The following is a 17,192-nucleotide window of genomic DNA, read 5'->3' on the forward strand; positions in this document are numbered from 1 at the left end:
ATCGTCTGCACTGCCGCTTAAAGCGCCCAGTAGGTGAGCTTGTTCTGGCTGATCCGCTTGCCGTCGAGCGACGACTTCAGGTCGCAGACGATCCCGCCGTCGGTGATCATCCCGGGCAGATCGTCCTCGATCGTTTCCATGATTTCGCGGTGCGGCACGGCGAACACGAGTACGTCGAGCGCGTTGAGTTCGTCGCGGCTCGCGAGCTCGATGCCGTACTCTTCGTGCACCTGTTCGGCATCGGCCATCGGGTCGTACACGATCGGCGACATGCCATAGCGCGTGAGCGCTTCGTAGAGGTCGACGACCTTCGAGTTACGGATGTCGGGCACGTTTTCCTTGAACGTGATGCCGAGAATGCCGACGCGGGTGTTCTCCCTGAGCCGGTGGCGGCTCGCGATCACCTGCACGAGACGACCGGCGACATAGTCGGCCATGCCGTCGTTGATGCGGCGGCCCGCCAGGATCATTTCGGGGTGGTAGCCGAGTTCCTGCGCCTTGGAGGTCAGATAGTAGGGATCGACGCCGATGCAATGACCGCCGACGAGACCCGGCGTGAAGCGCAGGAAGTTCCACTTCGTGCCCGCGGCTTCCAGCACTTCGGACGAGCGGATGCCGACCAGATCGCAGATCTTCGAGACTTCATTCATGAGCGCGATGTTGATGTCGCGCTGCGTGTTCTCGATAACCTTGGCTGCCTCGGCCACCTTGATCGACGAAGCGCGGAACACGCCCGCGTCGATGATCTTTTCGTAGACGGCCGCGATCGCATCGAGCGCTTCCTCGTCCTGCCCCGAAACGATCTTGACGATCTTTTCGAGCGGATGTTCGCGGTCGCCCGGATTGATCCGCTCGGGGCTGTAACCGAGCTTGAAGTCGATGCCGCAGCGCAGGCCCGAGCTCTTTTCCAGCTCCGGACCGCAGATGTCTTCGGTCGCGCCCGGATGGACGGTCGACTCGAACACCACGATGCTGCCCGGCTTCAGGACCGGGCCAATCAGCCGGCAAGCGCTTTGCAGCAACGAAAAGTCAGGACTGCACTTTTCGTCGACAGGCGTGGGGACCGCGACCACGAAGAAATTCGCCTCGGCCAGGTCCTCGACCTTGCTGCTAAAACGCAGCGTCGAGTCCCGCAGCACGTGCGGCTCGACTTCGCCGGTCCAGTCCTCGCCGTCGCGCAGGTTCTCGATCCGCCTCGCGTCAACATCGAATCCGGTCACATCAAAATGGCGCGCTAGCGCCACTGCCACGGGCAGACCAACATAGCCCAGGCCACACACCGCAATCTTCGTCGTCACACAATTCCCCTTATTAAACGTCGCATATCGCCGCCCCACGAACCGATGCACGGTTCGCGGGTACGAACGCTTCGACCCAGACAAATGAGCCCGAGGACCAGCCGCAAGACCAGACCTGGGCGTAACGATTTCCAGCCAAACCGAAATTCGGTATTAGTGAGGACTATTGATGTTTATATCTGCAAGGGCGTCTTTCGGAAAACAGGGTCCCTGGATGTGCGTCGCGCCAGCGAACTCCACGATCTCCAGGTCTGCTTCGTTTTCGACACCCATGATCACAACGTCGGCGCCGGCGCCACGCGCCAGCGTGACGAGGTTGCGCAGGAAGTCGCTGGCGCGGTCGCTTCCTCGCGCCTCGCGCAGGCAGCCTGCATCGATCTTGACGATATCGGCACCCAGCCACGCCAGCGCTTCGACGCTGCTGCCGCCGCCCCCTACGTTATCGAGTGCGACCTGACAGCCGAGAGCCTGAAGCCTGCGCACGAATGCGCCCACCCTGTCCAGATCGACCGGGGGTGCGACTCCCGAAAGTTCGATCACGAGCCGCTCCGCGACAGCACGCTGCTCACCCAGCACGGCGAGGATGAACGTCCACCAGACATCGAGCGAAGCGCTTCGCGATGTCACGTTGCAGCCTAGCGAAAGGCCCGGATTCAATTGCAGCGCGCAGACGGTCGCTTCGACGGCCCAGCGGTCCAGCCTGCGAATGAGACCGAGCCGCTCGAGCGGCGCCACCATCTCGGCCACCGGCCTGCGCACGCCGTGCGACATCCAGAACGGCACCATCTCGTAATAACGGATGACTTCCGCATTGCGCAGCGTGCAAACCAGTTCCGCGTCGAAGTCCCGGCAATCGAGACCGTCGTCCGAGAACAGGCGCCCGGCTGCCTTCATGTCGGAGAAAAAACGGTCGCGCCAGCACTGCTCTTCCTGCCCGAGCCGGGCAACGCTGGAGCCGGCGTCAGCGATCGCGATATCGAATGCGCGCTCCTTCTGCTCGACGACCGACAGGGAAAGCGCCACGAATACGACGTCCCCCGCGATCTCGACCGGCTGGTCAGCGAGATCGCCAAGAATACGGTCCAGCAGGAACCCGATCTGGGTTGAGCCCGACGTCGCTGCTGGCAGACCGCCGAGCGGCGAATCGAAAACGAACAGGATCAGATCGCCGCTCAGCACCGCAATGCCCGGCACCGACCGGCACAGCGCGCGTGCGCGCTCGAGAACGACGTGCCGCACAGCGAGCGCGGACCGCGAACCCCACGCGCGATCAATCTCCGGCAGGTTCTCAATCGACGCAACGATGCACAGCGCACCGGCCGGATCGGGCCGGTCGGGCAGATTGGCCACTGGCCGCACCGACTGCAGAAATTGCTCTTCGAACGTCATGTCGCTGCGCCTTTATTAAACGCAACGACATAACAGGGGGAAAAGGACTAAAGGAGCAAAAGGGACAAAAGGGGTCCCTTTCGCTCCAGGTATTTTTTCCGTAAATCCCGAGAGGAGGATCATGATTTACCCGATGAATTTTTAACGGCTATCGACTATGCTTGATCGTGACACAAAGGACCCGTTATGTCCAGACTTTTATATTCAGATTTCTTTCGTTTATTCAATAAAAAATGCTAAACGGGTGATTCGCTATCCGGGGGTAAAAACAAACAAACCACGGAGGTAAATGTCATGAAAATCGGTTATGCCCGTGTCTCAACGGATGAACAGAACCTGGATCTACAGACCCGCGCATTGCGGTCAGCCGGATGTCGCAAACTTTTTGAGGATCACGGTGTCTCGGGCGCCAGCTTTTCGCGGCCGGGCCTCGCATCGATGCTGGAGCAACTTCGTGCCGGGGATGTTCTCGTCGTGTGGAGACTGGACAGGCTGGGGCGTTCCCTGCGACGACTCCTCGAGCTGATCGAGGGTCTCAATGCGAAGGGAATACAGTTTCAATCGCTAACGGAGGCGATCGACACGACGTCGTCCAGCGGCGTGCTGGTCTTTCATATGCTTGCGGCGCTCGCGCAATTCGAGCGGTCCTTGATCGGCGAACGCACCCGCGCTGGAATGCTGGCTGCGCGCGACAGGGGATGCCACCTGGGCCGGCGCCCCAGCCTGACGCCGGAACAGAAGGCCACCGCCGTCGAGCTACTCGAGAGTTCCACCCTCACCGATGTCGCGACGAAATTCAAGGTTCATCCACGCACGATTCGCCGCGCGAAACAGCAGTCGGAGAAGGCTCATTCTCCGCAAACACGCAACCAGCCACGCTGATTCCGGGCGCCCGCGGGGCCGGCCGGCCCCGCGCTCCGGGCACGTCAAAGGCGGCTGCGAAACCAGACTGGCCAGGCTAGCCGGGCTGCTTCTCCACAACGAGTCCGTGTCGCCGCAAGCTGCGGAGCAAGGTTTTTGGATGGATATCGAACTGCTGGGCGACAACCATCGTGGACTGCGCGGCAAGCAACTGATGAGCGCGAACGCACTCCGCCTCCGTCATCGCACGACGTCTGCCGACGTGCTTGCCGCGAGCCTTGGCTGCCAGCATGCCCGCGCGCGTGCGCTCGCCGATCAGGGACCGCTCGAACTGCGCGAGCGCCGCCATGATATGGAAGAGCAATGTGCCGCCCGCGGACGTCGTATCGATGCACTCGGTGATCGACACGAACTGAATCTCTCTCTTTCCCAACATCTCCACCAGTTCGATTAACTTCTGGATCGAACGACCGAGCCGGTCCAGCCGCCAGACGACAAGTGTGTCACCCGCCTTGAGCGTGCGGAGGACATCGTCGAGTCCGGGCCGGGAAAACGTGCTGCCAGAAACACCGTGATCGGTGAAAATCTGGCCGCACCCCGCGACTTTCAACGCCTCAAGTTGAAGATCGAGATTCTGGTCATCAGTAGAAACTCTCGCGTAGCCGATTTTCATGCTTTCTCTACTTACCCGGCAAACCAGATACGCCGCTGGTCATAAATTCTTGGTAAATCAATGCACATGACTTCAACGACGCCTCTTATAGAGAGTCGTGAACCGATATCCGTGTTTCATCAAGGCGATCACCACCCCGACGAATAAATCGTCAATGCCTGCCGAAATGCCGACGGCGAGACAATCCGATATCCAACCGGGAGCGACAAATGCGCCTGTGATACACGCGAGCCGCGGGGAATGCGGTTTTGCCAGCGCCCCTGCCCGTCCGGAGCCCGAACTCGACCACATTGGTTAAAACAGGATTGCCAGGGAATGCGATTTACGACATGCGATTTACGACGCCTGATTCCGACAGGAAAATGGACGATTGCGATGTGATTCGCCATCATCGCCATCATCGTCGCCCGTGGGCACCTCGACGGCCGAGGCGATGGTGCATCCACTTCCCGTATCCGTGGCTCGGCCCGTCAACGTCAGCGACATGCTCGAAGCCAGCAGTCTGCTCCATGCGGAAGAAACCAACGCGTCTGGCGATTCCGGCTAACAGCGCGCGCACAAGCGCCCGGACGTCCAAGCCGGCATGAACCGGCATATGGCGATGAAGCCGGGGCTGATAGGTTAGCGGTGTGGTCCATTCAATTCCCTGTTCGACGATCAGGTACATCCGATCCGGTTTTGTGCAGAAGATCCCCGTATCGATGCGATATGAATCAGAATGATTTCGATTTACCCGAAATTAAATGAATTTTTAACACAAATTGCTTTCTTTAGTCACACCAATCCCTTTCATATGGTGACAAATATCTCTGAAACATATCACCATTTCTTCAGACGAAAGCATCTTATCTCATTATTTTTTATGGGGAAAATACCTTTTCCTCTTCGCCGAATGGCCAATTGTCAATTTACATTTTGTTTCAGATTAGCCCTAAAGTTGTCTAACCCGTATATTTGATCGAGCCGTAAAACGGGTTGAGTTGCCAATGGGCGATTCCAGGCGCCGCGGCTTGAAGTGAAGATCCTCGACGAAGGCACGGTCAGGCACAACGCGGTGTACGCTGGCGCCGGGAAGGATATTGCGGTACTCAAGGAGGCCAACGTCCCCCACGAATTGCTCACCGCGGCCGAACTCGCGCGAGTTGAGCCGGCATTGGCAGCCACCTCGCATAAGCTGACGGGCGGATTGCACTTGCCGGGCGATGAAACCGGTGACTACCAGCTATTCACGACCCGGCTCGCCGCGCTGGCCGGACAGATCGGCGTCAATTTCCGCTACAACACCCAGGTCGACGGACTCGTTGTCGAAGGCGGCAACGTCGCCGGTGTTCGACATGGGACGAAGCCCATTCACGTCGATATGTTTGTCGTGGCCTTCGGGTCCTGTTCCACGAACTTACGGCCACTTACGGTCGCGAACAAGGAACTGGCGTTGTCCGGTCTGTCCGCGCGTCAACGATTGGCACATCGCAGCGCGAACGGACACAGCACGGAAAGACGGGCACAAAAAAGCCGACTCTCGCGAGTCGGCTTTTACGTTTCAATCGAACGATTCAGGAGCAACAGTCCCGCCCTCTATCACCAAATGTTTCGCATCGCGTTTCGACTCGAAGAACCGCCAGTTCTCGTCATCCGATGTTACGTCTGGCGCTACGATCAAACGGAACGCTTGCGACAAAGAAACGACCAGACCGCAGTCCGGGCTGGCCGATATGCTTTCGACGATGACGGGTGCATTCCGGGCCAACAGTTGCCGCAGACGCAGTGCGAATGCGTTTGCTTCCTCGTCGGAACCCCCGATAGACTCCTCAGTTGCGATGATTTTTCCCGCCTCACTCAGCGTCCAGGCGCACTGAATATGCAGAGCCCATGCACTGACCTGCCTGGGTACACCATAAAAGTTCTTCGCTTCGTGCTTCGGACCAAAACCCAGGGTAAGCATATCCGCTGCACGACTGACGCCGCTCCACTCCAAGCCTTGAAGTACCGACAAGCGCCGCTCAATTTCTCTTTGATTGTTATCCATAGAAAATTTCCCTCGAACTGTCTGGCGTCACCGCAGATTGAACATGTCTCTGGCCCGTTCCATGATCTCGTGAAATCCCATTGGAGGCTCACTGCCAAGCTCATAATGAAGCTGTTGGGCCTGATCGGGAGTCAGGCGCAAAATTCTGGCAACGTCATTGGTCTGTTTGTTCTGCGCGAAATTGTTGCGTGGCCTTCCTTCGCTGCCTGCCAGTTCCATCGCATCGCTATCCGGCAGATCCTCCCTGTACTCGAACGGCTGCGCGCCGCCGAGCGGGATTGAGGTGTTCCTATCGTCGGCTTGGTCGCGGCCACGGCTGCCGCCAGACATGGCCGCGCGTGCGGCGCTCAGTTGGGCTTGCCAGGTGGCCGGATCGTACCGGACGGATCTCGCCGCGAGACTCCTCAACGGCGTGCTGTCGTACCGTGGAAACAGGTCAGCACGAGGGCCTTTGATGGCAAGCAGGGAGCCCCGGCGCACCTCGGCGAGAAGCGCATTGATGACCCACCAGCCGTCGGTGTCGGGGTTGCGGTCCCGAACACCAAGCAACCACAGCCAGCCACGCTTCTGGATACTCCTGACCAGATTCCCGTCCTTCTCCCACTCGCGACGGTTCAGTCCGGCAATACCGAGAAATTCCCGGGTATCTGCTCTGGCCTTCCCGAGGTCGGCGGCCTTTCTCAGGCACACCTTGTAGTGCTGTTCATCGCAGATAACATAACGGGCGCCCAGTGGTCTCTGACAGCACAGTTCCACGGAGCACATTTCAAATACGGACAAGGACATAGGTGTGTCGACGATCTATCTGAAGCCGCTGCCCGGATCGGCAGCGATCAGAATAAATACCGTGCTCCGGCTTATCCGTACATGGGCGACGGCCCAAATAGGGCATAGAGGTGCGTTTGATTTCTTGATAAAGAGCGCGGCATTGCGCCTGCGCTTTCAATGCAAGCGACAAATGCGTGTGCATCTGGTTCAGGTACTCGGAGTAAGCGGCCTTGCGCGCCAGGTGGTCGGATCATGTCGAGCGTGTTCGCCCACGACACAAGCATCGATTCCAGACCCTGCATGTCGCCCTGCTTGACCGAATCCACCTACATACGAAGCTCGGCCACGTATGCGGTCAAGTCTGTGTCCGCATCGAAAATCCCTTCGCTGTACTTAGTGCCCGTCACCGCGCTGCGTACAAGCGGACTCGACGCGAGCAACGCGCAGCGCTTTACCAGATCCACAGAGCGCGGGTCCGTGATCTCCAGCCTAGCCCGCGTTGCCCTTCGCGGTCGGCGGGTTTGCCGCCTGCTTCACCGCCTTCTCCGGTTTCCGGTTTGCCATCTCAACGTCACTCATAACGCCACGCAACGGATCGTTCACATTGCCTCCCGAAGGCTCGCTGTGACGCCGACGATGTTGCGGCAGCAGAAGAACCTGCATGCACCGGAGATAGCCGGGTTCTAGCAGAGTGCGGCGAACGCGCGACGGCTCTCAAGCGACAAGAGAAATGACAAGAAAAATCACCAGGGCAGCCGTGAAACTTTGCCCGATGATGGGCTGATTGATAGGCCGATTGAGGGGCCAGAAAAACAAAAACCCCGTAAGTCCTTGAACTTACGGGGTTTCAGCCGCCTTCATTGGCGGAGACGGAGGCAGTCCGGAAATGCCTGTAAACGCAGGCTGGGTGCGGATTCCAGTTCCGCCGTCAAGAACCTACCCGCGTCCGTACCCACACTCCATTAGGTGGCCAAATTCGCGCTATCACTCGACTTCCAGGATCCTCCTCATCGTCCCCGCGTTGCGCTGGGCAACATCGCGGTAGCAATTGTTGAACAGGACATGTACGCGCGCGGCGCTCCTCGCGATCGCCTTGATCGGACTCTCCAGTTCACGCAGCTCCTCGTCGCTGTATTCGTAGTTGAACCGCTCGGCCGCCGACTCCGCACCACTCCACGATGAGGCATTGCGGCCGTGCAACCGCACGATCGCCAGTTCGGGTGACGTCGCTTCCCAGACGGTATGTGCGCGATTTGTAACGCCCTCGGGCGCGTCGACAATCACATGGACAATACCGCGCTCGCGCTCCATCGCGAGCGTCGACTCGCGGTGCTTTTCGCCGAACCAGCTTTCGTGCCGGAATTCGAAAGCGGTCAGGAACGGATGCATGCGCTCGGCGCAATGTTCGACGTGCGCGAGCGCCTTCGGCACGGCGGTAACCCAATGCGGAAACTGGAACAACACCGAGCCGAGCTTGCCGGCGACGTGCAGCGGCTGCAGCGCGGCAAAGAAACGGGCCCACAACTCCTCGAGCACAGGCGGCGGAATGTCTTTGTAGTAGAGGTTTTTCTTGCCGGTGTCCGGCAGCTCGGCCTGCAGGTTCTTGGGGAAAAACTTGCGCTCGGTCTGATGACCGGTGAAAAGCCGGAACGCCTTCACGTCGAACACGAATCCAGCCGGCGTGCGCTCGACCCACAGGGCGCTGTTGCTCGCGCTCGGCATCGCGTAGTAGGAGGAATCGACTTCGACGATCGGAAAGACGCTGGCGTAATACCGCAGACGCGCTTCGGCGCTGGTGCAGCCACGCGGATAGAAGGCGCCCGACTCGATCAGCGTCTTGTCGGTCCACGACGCGGTGCCCACGAGAATCGACATGGCCGCCTCCAGCTGGAGTATCCGGAGAGGCCATTTTGCCATGCGCTATACTGTATATCCATACAGTACCTATATGCATCATGCCCTTGCCACCTTTCGAGCCCCCGACGCTCGCCGAGCTGCGTGAGTGGTATCGGCGATACGGGAAGAACGACGACATCTGGCGCCTGATTCTGGAGGTGCAGCACTCACGCGAATTGCTTGCCCATCTCCGGTGGCAGCTCGATAAGGCGGATCGTATCGCCGAGTGGGCTGAGTTCGGCAGACTCAGCGGCAAAGCCGCGCCACTGCGTGCTGCCCTCGATACGATCTGTGCAGAAATGCGCCGCATCGGCCCGATCGGCGGAAAAGGAAAGCCCGAACACTGGCGGCCGACACCTCGATCGACCGACGATATGGCGGCGTACGATTATGATCCGGACGCCCCGTCCGACCACGCGGCCCTGGTCGCCGCGCGACGCCATGGGCGGAGACGCTAACCAGGTTGCTTTGCGTCGCGCTCTTCCCTGTCGAACCGTCAGAACACCCCCTGCCACACCGTCTCCCAGCCCCTCAGTTTGAGCAATTCAAGTCAACATTTTTGTTGACTTAGTAAGCATTTTTGATTACTATACTTATAAGGAAACAACGAGCAAGGAGGTGCAGCAGTGTGAAGCGAAGTGAGTTTGTCCGATGGCTCGCCAGTCAGGGAGCAACCTTCAGGGAAGGCAAGAAACACACGAAGGTTTATCTGAACGGCAGGCAAACGGTGATCCCCAGACACGCGGCAGACGTAAAAACTGGAACGGTCGAAGGGATCAAAAAACAACTGAACCTTAAGTGAGGGATGGCCCCGAAAGGGGTCATCTGGATAGCTTCACGGTGCTGCACCTCGTAACCGGTAACCAATGGACCTGTAATCATGCGATATCCCGCAACACTTAAACCGGAAGACGGCGGCTATGTCGTGACTTTCCGCGACATTCCCGAAGCGATCACCCAGGGCGAGTCTTTGGAAGAGGCACTTGAAATGGCCGCTGACGCGCTTCTGACCGCGATGGACTTCTACGTTGAAGATCGGCGCACCGTGCCGCCGCCATCCGCTGCGAAGCGCGGTGAGCATTACGTCCCGCTACCGCCGAGTGCGGTGGCGAAGCTTCTGTTGCTGAACGAAATGATCGAACAGCGCGTTCGCCCGATTGATCTCGCCGAACGGCTTGGCACGACGAAACAGCAGGTAACAAGGCTGCTCGATCTGCATCACACGACGAAAATCGACGCGGTTGGCGACGCCCTTGCAGCCTTGGGCAAGCGGCTTGAAATGGCGACGGCCATCATCTGAATCGCTGCGGTGAAGACGCGTCAAACACAAAGCCCGTTCCGCACGGGCTTTTCTTTGTCAGCGCTCAGGTAATCGTCCTTTTGCCACCGTCTAATGCATTCCACATAAAACGTTGCCAGAGATACGAAACCGCTAACACTCGCGGATGGCATGGCCTAAGCTGACAGAACGAAAACAGGGCGAAACATGGAAATTCGAGGTAACAATGAACACAAGCAAAACTCGCCAGATCGTCGGTGTGGTGGTTGTGTTATTGGCTATCTGGGCAATTGCTCGCCACTTCGATTCATCTAAAGCCGGGACGTCAACTTCAACGCAAAGCGCCGCGACATCCACGCAATCTCAACCGGCACCGACGCAAACTCCACCTGTTGCACAGGCTGCCTCTTGCACCGTTGATAACGTCACGATCAACCAATTCAAGCCAACCTACGATCAGCGCTTGCAATCGGCCCGCGTGACCGGCACGCTTACCCATACGTGTCCGTATCCTGTGGGCGTGGAAATCCGGTGGACATCCTATGGGAAGGACGGGAGTGTGGCGTTCACGCGGTCATTCTGGCCGAATTCGATTTCGAATATTCGGCCCAACGAGGAAATGCCTTTCGACTTCACGGAGTCTACCTCCGAGCGCCCGGAGAGATCTACCGTCGTGGTTCAAAGTGTGAGGGCGTGGCAGGCGCGTCGTTGACCCCCTCACAACAACACGGAAGCAAGAGAGCCTCAGGCTGCTCGCTCCTGTGTTGGCACTTCGTCAAAGATGGGTGCCATCGCGTAGCTGGTCGATCAAGCGCATGATCTCGGTGATCCTCCCCTTGCGAATCAGTTCTTCTGGTGTAGCGCCATCGAGCAGCCGCTGCGGCGTGCGAATCCATCGTCTCGCCTCGGACGGTGAATAGACGCCAGCCAGCCGTTCGATGATGTAGCCGTAGATATCGCTCGTCATGGGCATCTCCCATAAGCCTCAAACCACGCCGGTAAGCGAGACGAGTGCGAGATCGTATCGTTCGCGCCGGTCATTCCATCCATGCGGCGTGGCCGTGCTGTTCGCGTTGCCGATATTCACGAGCCGAGAGACTGCCAGCATGTCGCCGGCGGCGCCGTGACGTGACGCGCCGTTGCGCGACCACCAGTACCCGGCCGTGCGCGCTGCGTTGCGCGGCTCCTCCACCAGATCCGGCCTCGTGACGATATCGATGACGAGCGCCCGTGCGGCGTCCGTGTAATTCGCGCGACCGGTGAGCTGGATGATGCCGCGCCCCCGGTATCGCCAGCCGTCGCCGCTCGCCTCGTTCCCGTTGCCGAGCCGGTTCGCATAGACGTTATTGGCGATGGCCTCGGGTCGACGCTCAAGTCGTTTCGCCAGCGCGTTCGGCAGGCCGCCGCGTTTGCCAGTCGAGCTGTAGCGCTCCCAGGTGTTGGAGAGCCCCTGGGCACCGTAATTCAGGTTCTCGACAAGCTGCGTGAAGTTGGTCGACTCATGCGCGCACGTCGCGAGGAATGCGGCGATGTCGCGCGGATCGCTGATCGAAAACTCGTCGAGCGCGGTATTGATCGGATCGAGCCATTGCTGCACGTTCGCCCGTGGCACCGCCGCCGCGAGCAGTTCGCGTGTGAGGATCATCGTGAATCTCCAGAACACAAAAAGCCCCGCCAGTGCGGCAGATCGCGCGATGGAGGGGCTGGCGGAAAATCTGAAGGGGTGAGGGTTGTGTGTGCGGGCTGCGGGCGCTGGTGGCCCTATGGCTTTTTCCGGCGGGCAATCGCCGAGTCGGCAAACCAGAAAGCCAAGATGGCGGCAAAGATCGCCGCGTCATCCTGGTCCCACACGAGCGCGGCGAGCGACGTGACGGTGGCGACTGACGGACTCGCGGCCTGTATCACGGCGTCCCGGATCACGATGAACTTGAAGCAGATGTAGAGCACGAGCATCAGGTACGTCGTGATGGGCCGAACCGAGAGGTTCAGCCCATCGGCCCACTTCACGCCGGTAAGCTGCGCCTGGGCCGTTTGCGCAATGATTTTCGCTTCGGCCGCGGCGCGATCGAGCGCCGCCTTTCCTTCCGCCTCGATGTTCTCGGCGCCGAGCTTCGCGATTTCGAGCTTGTTATCGAGGTCGGCCTTTTTGCTTTCCAGTTCTACACGCGCAAGCTCGACCGCGTTTTCCTTGCTCTGCCGGTTGCCCCAGGCCGAGAGCATTTCAGGCAGCAGACGCAGCAGACCGCCGCCGAGCGCACCCACGAGCGTCATGATGGCCGATAGCATGGCCTCTGCTCCTACAAGGACTCGCACATGTCAGGTTGCCGTGTTCGCCACGGTGTGGCTCAGGACCTGCTGTCCGCTTCGCTCGCCACGACGCGCGGCGTGCCGCCCTCATCGATCATCATGCGGCCGCCCTTGCTGCCACCGTCGAGCAGCATCACATGATCGGCATCACTGATTGCGACGTACTGCGAGCCCTCGGGCGGATCGCACAGGTCCGAATCGTAGAAGGCAGTCACCGTGCGTTGGTCGTCATACTCCGCGTATTTCTGTCCCATGATCCATCCTCCGTTCAGTGACCAATCGCCAGGTAGGCGACATTCGCGTTATGGACTCCCACACCGGTCAGTGTGTTGAACGCCGCACCTGCGAAAGCGCTGTTACTGCTCGCGTTCGAAACATTCGCCGCCACGCCCGTTGCCGGGCCCGGTGTGATATAGGTGGCGAGGCATTGCGCTATCGACGTTGGGAAGGTCGTCGCAAAGGGAATCGACACGACGCCGTTTACATCCGCCACGCCGATGCCCCACTGGATAATCAGGCCACCGAGCCAGGTCGGAAAGGCAACATAGCCGCTGCCCCCAATGACCGCGGCGAAACCGTTACGCAGCTTTCTCGGCGTGACGATGGTCGTATCATCAACGCCGGCATTGGTGAGCGCCTGCGTGGCGATCCGGGCCACACCCGCGAGCGCCTCGGTGGCCTGCAGTGTGCGCGTGAACAGGGGTAGCGCCGCGAGTAGCTGTGCAACGTTGTTCTCGTCGGGTGTGAGTCCCGCTGCACGAATGACATTCAGGATCTCGAGAGTAAGCGCATTGCCCCAGCTCGAGGGAATCAGCGATCCCGGCCGGCCAGTCGCCTCGTTCTCGTCGACAAACTGACCGTCGACGAGGCCCACGTCCGGATTCGACGGAAAATCCATAACCCCTCCTGTTCATTCGTAGTCGAAACGGACCACCGTGTGCGCCGGCATCCAGCGTTGCACGAGACACTGGATCGCGCTGTTGGGGTTGCCGCCGAACCGCTCGCCGAAGCGGGCTACACCGAAGCGGCTTCCCCCCACCAGTCGCGCACCGAGCACGAGCCTCCAGAAGAACTGCTGCGCCCACGTCCCGAAGCGGTCGCGACCAAAGCGCGAACGGCCAAATCGCGGTGCCCGGTACTCGATCACGTAAGCGTTCGTGTAGCCGTGCTCGACCGCGAGCTGCCGGAACCATTCCGGCGTCTGGCCCGCGATGCCCACAAGCCGCCGCAGTACCTCGCGCCGGCGCTCCTCGAACGTCACGAACTCGCCGAGGCACTCGTCGGGCAGTTGCATCACCCGCTCGTAGTCGACGAGCAGTTCGCGCATCGTGAGCGGATCGAGCTCCTCGAGGAGATTGACCGCACGCCGGTCAAGCCGGGCGAACTCGGCCGCGAGCGCCCACAGGATCATGTCGATCTCGGGCGCGAGATCTGCGTCCCATGCTGGCCCCGGTGGCAGTAGAGCCCGCAGTTGCTCGAGCCAGTCTTCCTCTGTGCGGAAGATCGCGCTCATACAAACTCCACACCGCCGAAAATCACCAGCTCGTTGCCCTCGGTCTCGATGTTGGCCGCCGGCGCATACAGCACGTAATCCTCGTTGCCCGTGACAGCACTGATCGCGGCGCCCGCCTTCGTACGGATGAGCGTGCCGCCCGGCCACGTCTGGCGCAGCGTGAAATCCTCCAGAGCCTCGGACACACCCGTGCGGATCGCGCCGGTATCCGGCACGAGATGCACCCGGTACACCATCTCTCTCGCGCGCGGTGCCATCACATAGAGCTCTGCACCCAGCGGACGTTTGCGCTCGACGTGTTCACGCACCGCCTCGATCGCCGCGGCATCGGGAATCGGGTTCTCGTCATCGTCCCGCACGAAAAACAGACCCACCGTTCCGGGTCCGAGCCACCGGCGTCTCGCCCACGCGCGCGTCACACCCGACACCTCGAGCGCCCAGTCATCGTAGTCGTCGGCACCCCCCCCGGCCGGCACGCGGCGCCACGCACGGATCACGCGTTCACGCAACCGCTCGATCGGTTCGATCTCGGCGCCACCCGTGATCCCATCCGTGCCCACTGTCACCGTATCGTCCACGTTCGGTACCGGCGAGACGAACGTGAGCTCGGTACCGGCGTCGAGATTGCCGGCGGCACCCGTCTCCACGGCCCGCAGCGTGACCTCGCCGGCGCCACGCTCATCCAGCGTGGCCGACCCGGTTGTCACATACTGCCGTCGGTCGCTGTCGGTCGTCTGCACAAGCTGCTCTTCGTCGACGAATCCGTAGGCCGAGCCGGACAAAGTCACTTTGCCGCTCGCAGCCACCGCAGCCTTGCGCCCCCCCTCGAGGCGCAGACGCGCATGCCGAAGCAACATGTCTTCGTCACACGTGTCCGGAAAGATCTGTCTGGCAATCCATTGCTGATAGCCATACGCGCCATGCGTGGCGCCGCCGTGTGTGCGTGACAGAACCTGCGCGTCGGAGCGGCGCAGTACTGTGCCGGCCCGGCCGGTGAGGTCGGTGCTCACGCGCCGGATGAGCTCCGGCAGTGTCGGGACGTCATACGGCATGGATAGTTCTCCCGATTGTTCTCCAGATGTCATCCCACTCAAACCGCAGTGGCGCATCGCTGTGCTCGTCGAGCGTCACGGTGAGACGCACGGCATGCAGCCCGTTGCGGGCAACATCCACCGCCAGTGACGAGACCATGCGGTCATCGCGTAGCCACTGCAGGGCCTCGAGCGCGTACTGCCGCGCATCGGCGAGCGTCTGCGATGTGATCGAGCGCCGCCGCAGCAGCCACAGGCGTGAGCCCGTGCGGTCGTTATCGCGCAGCGGATAGCTGTCGCCCCACCAGCCCATGCGCTCGTCATCGTCGAGCACATCGGAAGGCAGCGCGCGTCGCCATGAAAACAGGCTGATTACAACGGCACGGCGATACAGCGTCTCACGCTCGCGGGTCGTTAGCACCGCACCACTGATGACCGTCATGACCGCGGCCCCCCGGTGATGCTGCCGGTCTCGTCGTGGCGGTGTGTCGCGTGGCTCACGTCGCCGATCTTGAGGTCCGGTGCCTCGATCGCGCAGGAGGCGGTCGCCCGTGTGGCATCGAGCTCGAAGAGGTCCGCTTCTACGCTGTAGGTCTTCGTTCTGACGCGATATTCATCGCACTCGATCTCGACGATCCGGCCGCTTTTCAGGACGACTTTCGTGCCCTCGTGCGTATAGAGCGCGACCTCGCCACGTTCCAGCCCGGTAAGCCGGGTCGCGCGATCGGCGACGACGAGTGCCACACAGTGCGAGCGGTCACCGCCCGGGAACCCCGCGATGCCCTCGGCACCGGGCAACGGACACGAGGTGAAGCCATAGGGCTCAAAATGCTCGATACCACCCTTCGTTTCGCCGCTGAGGAGGCGAATCTGGAGCGTCTGCATTTTCGTTGCCGAGTTCGCGAGCAGCACCGTACAGCGCGCGAGTACGCCGGCGACGAACCGGTTCATCCCGCTCATGCGTTTTTCTCCCAGTCAGCCGGCAGCAGGTACTCGAAGTTGTCGCCCCCGCCCTTCTTGCCCTTCTTCACCTTGCGCGCCTTGTGCTCGTCGTTCGGCTCCGGAAAAAATCCGTCCGGCGGCGCAATCGTGAGCTCGGCGATGGTGCCCCTGTCGCCCTTCGTGTAACGCACTTCCGCAATCAGCATGTCGCGCTCGAACCCGATGAGCGGATCCACCACGTGCACCATCTGGTTCGCGATCCACAGCCGCCCGTTCGACTGGCGCCACCCGCGCACCGCATAGGTCGTCTCCAGCGCTTTCGTGATCCGGTAATCACGCTCCCAGGCCACACGCCGGCGGGCGAGATCGTTGGTGAGGTTGCCGGACTCGTGGATGAGTTTCACGCGATGACGCGCGATCCGCGTGTCGGTAATGCTCGCGCTGACCTCACTGGCCGCGGCGCCGAACGTCTCGTCGTTGCCGGCCTGCTGCCCCTTGCACTGATATTCGGAATACACCCCCGAGAAATCGAATTCGCCGCCGCCCCAGAGCACGTTTTCGCCGACCACAATCGCATCGGACGCCGCGCCGGCGCTACCGGGCTGCACGATGATGAGCCGCCCGCGGCCATCGTCGGTGGCGAGGAGGCGCGACATTGTCAGCAGCCGGTCCACCGACTCGAATACGGTCTCGCCCGGCTGCACGGTGTGGTCTGACAGCGTATCGGCCGTGCCGGTCTGATCGACAACCTCGATCCCGTAGGCCGAGACCAGCGCGCGGATGATCTGCACGACGCCCAGATTGCGCCACTGCGAGGGCTCGCCCGCTGCGCTGCAGTCGACAATGTCGGAGGTGAGCGAGCGGCCCGACACGCCGCGCTCGACGCGATGCGGATCATGTCTCACGGGGCTCGCATACGCCCAGCCCGTGAGCACGAGGTCCTCGCCGATGCGCACCTCGCACCGGTCGCCCTGGCGCACGCTGACAGCAGTGTCCTGACCAGGCCACCGTGCGGTCACCGAAAGCGTGAAGTCCCGCGCGCAGCGCTCGATACCCGCACCGATGGAGACGTGCTTCCAGCCACCGTAACGTGTGCTGTTCACGGCCAGCGTCACATGCTCGTCGTCGCGCTCGCTATCATGTCCATCACTACGCCCGGAAAGACTGGCGGAGGTACCGGTGGACATATCGGCGGCCACGTCTGCCATC

At 60.9% G+C, this 17,192-nt stretch carries 21 protein-coding genes and 2 pseudogenes; 7 read left to right on the forward strand and 16 right to left on the reverse strand.

The genetic code is table 11. The features are described from left to right. Positions 1-17 precede the first annotated feature (17 nt). A complete protein-coding gene (locus B9Z01_RS01490) occupies positions 18-1,280 on the reverse strand; it encodes a nucleotide sugar dehydrogenase (protein ID WP_085481143.1) in 1,263 nt (420 codons plus the stop codon). A 171-nt stretch (positions 1,281-1,451) separates the two neighbouring features. Continuing rightward, positions 1,452-2,687 (reverse strand): EAL domain-containing protein, encoded by a 1,236-nt coding sequence (locus B9Z01_RS01495; protein WP_085480489.1) that lies wholly within the window; start codon positions 2,685-2,687, stop codon positions 1,452-1,454. A gap of 294 nt (positions 2,688-2,981) precedes the next feature. Between B9Z01_RS01495 and B9Z01_RS01500 the strand changes: the two genes are divergently transcribed. Further along, a complete protein-coding gene (locus B9Z01_RS01500; RefSeq protein ID WP_085480490.1) occupies positions 2,982-3,569 on the forward strand; it encodes a recombinase family protein in 588 nt (195 codons plus the stop codon). A 76-nt stretch (positions 3,570-3,645) separates the two neighbouring features. On the opposite strand, the gene B9Z01_RS01505 is transcribed toward B9Z01_RS01500, so the two are convergent. Further along, a complete protein-coding gene (locus B9Z01_RS01505; RefSeq protein ID WP_085480491.1) occupies positions 3,646-4,221 on the reverse strand; it encodes a recombinase family protein in 576 nt (191 codons plus the stop codon). 472 nt (positions 4,222-4,693) lie between these two features. On the opposite strand from B9Z01_RS01505, the pseudogene B9Z01_RS36010 reads away from it, so the two are divergent. Next, positions 4,694-4,834 (forward strand): annotated as a pseudogene (locus B9Z01_RS36010) (IS5/IS1182 family transposase); the annotation flags it as partial. Positions 4,835-5,284: 450 nt separating this feature from the next. Further along, positions 5,285-5,620, forward strand: a pseudogene (locus B9Z01_RS34575) (FAD-dependent oxidoreductase); the annotation flags it as partial. A gap of 141 nt (positions 5,621-5,761) precedes the next feature. Here B9Z01_RS34575 and B9Z01_RS35380 read toward each other — a convergent pair. The 3 genes from B9Z01_RS35380 to B9Z01_RS01515 all read right to left on the reverse strand — a co-directional run bounded on the left by B9Z01_RS35380 (position 5,762) and on the right by B9Z01_RS01515 (position 8,890). Continuing rightward, on the reverse strand, positions 5,762-6,247 hold the full coding sequence (locus B9Z01_RS35380) for a hypothetical protein (protein ID WP_167387404.1): 486 nt from the start codon (positions 6,245-6,247) through the stop codon (positions 5,762-5,764). A 27-nt stretch (positions 6,248-6,274) separates the two neighbouring features. Then, a complete protein-coding gene (locus B9Z01_RS36015) occupies positions 6,275-7,033 on the reverse strand; it encodes a hypothetical protein (protein WP_244195898.1) in 759 nt (252 codons plus the stop codon). A 966-nt stretch (positions 7,034-7,999) separates the two neighbouring features. Further along, positions 8,000-8,890: a DUF72 domain-containing protein gene (locus B9Z01_RS01515; RefSeq protein WP_085480493.1), complete on the reverse strand. Its 891-nt coding sequence runs from the start codon at positions 8,888-8,890 to the stop codon at positions 8,000-8,002. A gap of 80 nt (positions 8,891-8,970) precedes the next feature. On the opposite strand from B9Z01_RS01515, the gene B9Z01_RS01520 reads away from it, so the two are divergent. The 4 genes from B9Z01_RS01520 to B9Z01_RS34585 all read left to right on the forward strand — a co-directional run bounded on the left by B9Z01_RS01520 (position 8,971) and on the right by B9Z01_RS34585 (position 10,902). Beyond that, the gene (locus B9Z01_RS01520; RefSeq protein WP_085480494.1) at positions 8,971-9,369 is read left to right on the forward strand and encodes a hypothetical protein; all 399 of its coding nucleotides are present in this window, start codon (positions 8,971-8,973) and stop codon (positions 9,367-9,369) included. A gap of 170 nt (positions 9,370-9,539) precedes the next feature. Next, entirely contained in the window at positions 9,540-9,713 is a 174-nt protein-coding gene (locus B9Z01_RS01525) for a type II toxin-antitoxin system HicA family toxin (protein WP_085480495.1), read from the forward strand. A gap of 78 nt (positions 9,714-9,791) precedes the next feature. After that, a complete protein-coding gene (locus B9Z01_RS01530) occupies positions 9,792-10,211 on the forward strand; it encodes a type II toxin-antitoxin system HicB family antitoxin (RefSeq protein ID WP_085480496.1) in 420 nt (139 codons plus the stop codon). Positions 10,212-10,416: 205 nt separating this feature from the next. Further along, on the forward strand, positions 10,417-10,902 hold the full coding sequence (locus tag B9Z01_RS34585) for a hypothetical protein (protein WP_143808765.1): 486 nt from the start codon (positions 10,417-10,419) through the stop codon (positions 10,900-10,902). Positions 10,903-10,965: 63 nt separating this feature from the next. Here the strand turns inward: B9Z01_RS34585 and B9Z01_RS01535 are convergent, their stop codons facing one another. The 10 genes from B9Z01_RS01535 to B9Z01_RS01580 form a co-directional block, all read right to left on the reverse strand. Continuing rightward, on the reverse strand, positions 10,966-11,157 hold the full coding sequence (locus B9Z01_RS01535; protein ID WP_167387415.1) for an MbcA/ParS/Xre antitoxin family protein: 192 nt from the start codon (positions 11,155-11,157) through the stop codon (positions 10,966-10,968). A gap of 18 nt (positions 11,158-11,175) precedes the next feature. Further along, entirely contained in the window at positions 11,176-11,835 is a 660-nt protein-coding gene (locus B9Z01_RS01540) for a glycoside hydrolase family 19 protein (RefSeq protein ID WP_085480498.1), read from the reverse strand. Between the two features lie 116 nt (positions 11,836-11,951). Then, the gene (locus B9Z01_RS01545; protein ID WP_085480499.1) at positions 11,952-12,476 is read right to left on the reverse strand and encodes a hypothetical protein; all 525 of its coding nucleotides are present in this window, start codon (positions 12,474-12,476) and stop codon (positions 11,952-11,954) included. Between the two features lie 59 nt (positions 12,477-12,535). Continuing rightward, complete coding sequence (locus B9Z01_RS01550; RefSeq protein ID WP_085480500.1) at positions 12,536-12,751, reverse strand: hypothetical protein; 216 nt, start codon at positions 12,749-12,751, stop codon at positions 12,536-12,538. Between the two features lie 14 nt (positions 12,752-12,765). Then, positions 12,766-13,395: a gp53-like domain-containing protein gene (locus tag B9Z01_RS01555; protein ID WP_085480501.1), complete on the reverse strand. Its 630-nt coding sequence runs from the start codon at positions 13,393-13,395 to the stop codon at positions 12,766-12,768. Positions 13,396-13,407: 12 nt separating this feature from the next. Next, positions 13,408-14,010, reverse strand: coding sequence for a putative phage tail protein (locus B9Z01_RS01560; protein ID WP_085480502.1), 603 nt, complete (start codon positions 14,008-14,010; stop codon positions 13,408-13,410). Further along, the gene (locus B9Z01_RS01565; RefSeq protein WP_167387416.1) at positions 14,007-15,062 is read right to left on the reverse strand and encodes a baseplate J/gp47 family protein; all 1,056 of its coding nucleotides are present in this window, start codon (positions 15,060-15,062) and stop codon (positions 14,007-14,009) included. The genes B9Z01_RS01560 and B9Z01_RS01565 overlap by 4 nt, the downstream gene beginning before the upstream one ends. Next, positions 15,052-15,483 carry a phage GP46 family protein gene (locus B9Z01_RS01570; protein WP_085480504.1) on the reverse strand — a complete coding sequence of 144 codons (432 nt, stop codon included), beginning with the start codon at positions 15,481-15,483 and terminating at the stop codon, positions 15,052-15,054. Before B9Z01_RS01570 ends, B9Z01_RS01565 begins: the two co-directional genes overlap by 11 nt. Continuing rightward, positions 15,480-16,001 (reverse strand): phage baseplate assembly protein V, encoded by a 522-nt coding sequence (locus B9Z01_RS01575; RefSeq protein ID WP_085480505.1) that lies wholly within the window; start codon positions 15,999-16,001, stop codon positions 15,480-15,482. The genes B9Z01_RS01570 and B9Z01_RS01575 overlap by 4 nt, the downstream gene beginning before the upstream one ends. Continuing rightward, a complete protein-coding gene (locus tag B9Z01_RS01580) occupies positions 15,998-17,191 on the reverse strand; it encodes a phage baseplate assembly protein (protein WP_244195899.1) in 1,194 nt (397 codons plus the stop codon). Before B9Z01_RS01580 ends, B9Z01_RS01575 begins: the two co-directional genes overlap by 4 nt. Position 17,192 lies beyond the last annotated feature (1 nt).

The sequence above is a fragment of the Paraburkholderia susongensis genome, from assembly GCF_900177725.1.
Classification (GTDB): Bacteria; Pseudomonadota; Gammaproteobacteria; order Burkholderiales; family Burkholderiaceae; genus Paraburkholderia; species Paraburkholderia susongensis.

Bases quoted from the DNA above. Each gene is read 5' to 3' on its own strand.
- B9Z01_RS01495 (WP_085480489.1), bottom strand. From the start codon at position 2,687: ATGACGTTCGAAGAGCAATTTCTGCAGTCGGTGCGGCCAGTGGCCAAT.
- B9Z01_RS01500 (WP_085480490.1), top strand. From the start codon at position 2,982: ATGAAAATCGGTTATGCCCGTGTCTCAACGGATGAACAGAACCTGGAT.
- B9Z01_RS01505 (WP_085480491.1), bottom strand. From the start codon at position 4,221: ATGAAAATCGGCTACGCGAGAGTTTCTACTGATGACCAGAATCTCGAT.
- B9Z01_RS35380 (WP_167387404.1), bottom strand. From the start codon at position 6,247: ATGGATAACAATCAAAGAGAAATTGAGCGGCGCTTGTCGGTACTTCAA.
- B9Z01_RS36015 (WP_244195898.1), bottom strand. From the start codon at position 7,033: ATGTCCTTGTCCGTATTTGAAATGTGCTCCGTGGAACTGTGCTGTCAG.
- B9Z01_RS01515 (WP_085480493.1), bottom strand. From the start codon at position 8,890: ATGTCGATTCTCGTGGGCACCGCGTCGTGGACCGACAAGACGCTGATC.
- B9Z01_RS01520 (WP_085480494.1), top strand. From the start codon at position 8,971: ATGCCCTTGCCACCTTTCGAGCCCCCGACGCTCGCCGAGCTGCGTGAG.
- B9Z01_RS01530 (WP_085480496.1), top strand. From the start codon at position 9,792: ATGCGATATCCCGCAACACTTAAACCGGAAGACGGCGGCTATGTCGTG.
- B9Z01_RS34585 (WP_143808765.1), top strand. From the start codon at position 10,417: ATGAACACAAGCAAAACTCGCCAGATCGTCGGTGTGGTGGTTGTGTTA.
- B9Z01_RS01535 (WP_167387415.1), bottom strand. From the start codon at position 11,157: ATGACGAGCGATATCTACGGCTACATCATCGAACGGCTGGCTGGCGTC.
- B9Z01_RS01540 (WP_085480498.1), bottom strand. From the start codon at position 11,835: ATGATCCTCACACGCGAACTGCTCGCGGCGGCGGTGCCACGGGCGAAC.
- B9Z01_RS01545 (WP_085480499.1), bottom strand. From the start codon at position 12,476: ATGCTATCGGCCATCATGACGCTCGTGGGTGCGCTCGGCGGCGGTCTG.
- B9Z01_RS01550 (WP_085480500.1), bottom strand. From the start codon at position 12,751: ATGGGACAGAAATACGCGGAGTATGACGACCAACGCACGGTGACTGCC.
- B9Z01_RS01555 (WP_085480501.1), bottom strand. From the start codon at position 13,395: ATGGATTTTCCGTCGAATCCGGACGTGGGCCTCGTCGACGGTCAGTTT.
- B9Z01_RS01560 (WP_085480502.1), bottom strand. From the start codon at position 14,010: ATGAGCGCGATCTTCCGCACAGAGGAAGACTGGCTCGAGCAACTGCGG.
- B9Z01_RS01565 (WP_167387416.1), bottom strand. From the start codon at position 15,062: ATGCCGTATGACGTCCCGACACTGCCGGAGCTCATCCGGCGCGTGAGC.
- B9Z01_RS01570 (WP_085480504.1), bottom strand. From the start codon at position 15,483: ATGACGGTCATCAGTGGTGCGGTGCTAACGACCCGCGAGCGTGAGACG.
- B9Z01_RS01575 (WP_085480505.1), bottom strand. From the start codon at position 16,001: ATGAGCGGGATGAACCGGTTCGTCGCCGGCGTACTCGCGCGCTGTACG.
- B9Z01_RS01580 (WP_244195899.1), bottom strand. From the start codon at position 17,191: ATGGCAGACGTGGCCGCCGATATGTCCACCGGTACCTCCGCCAGTCTT.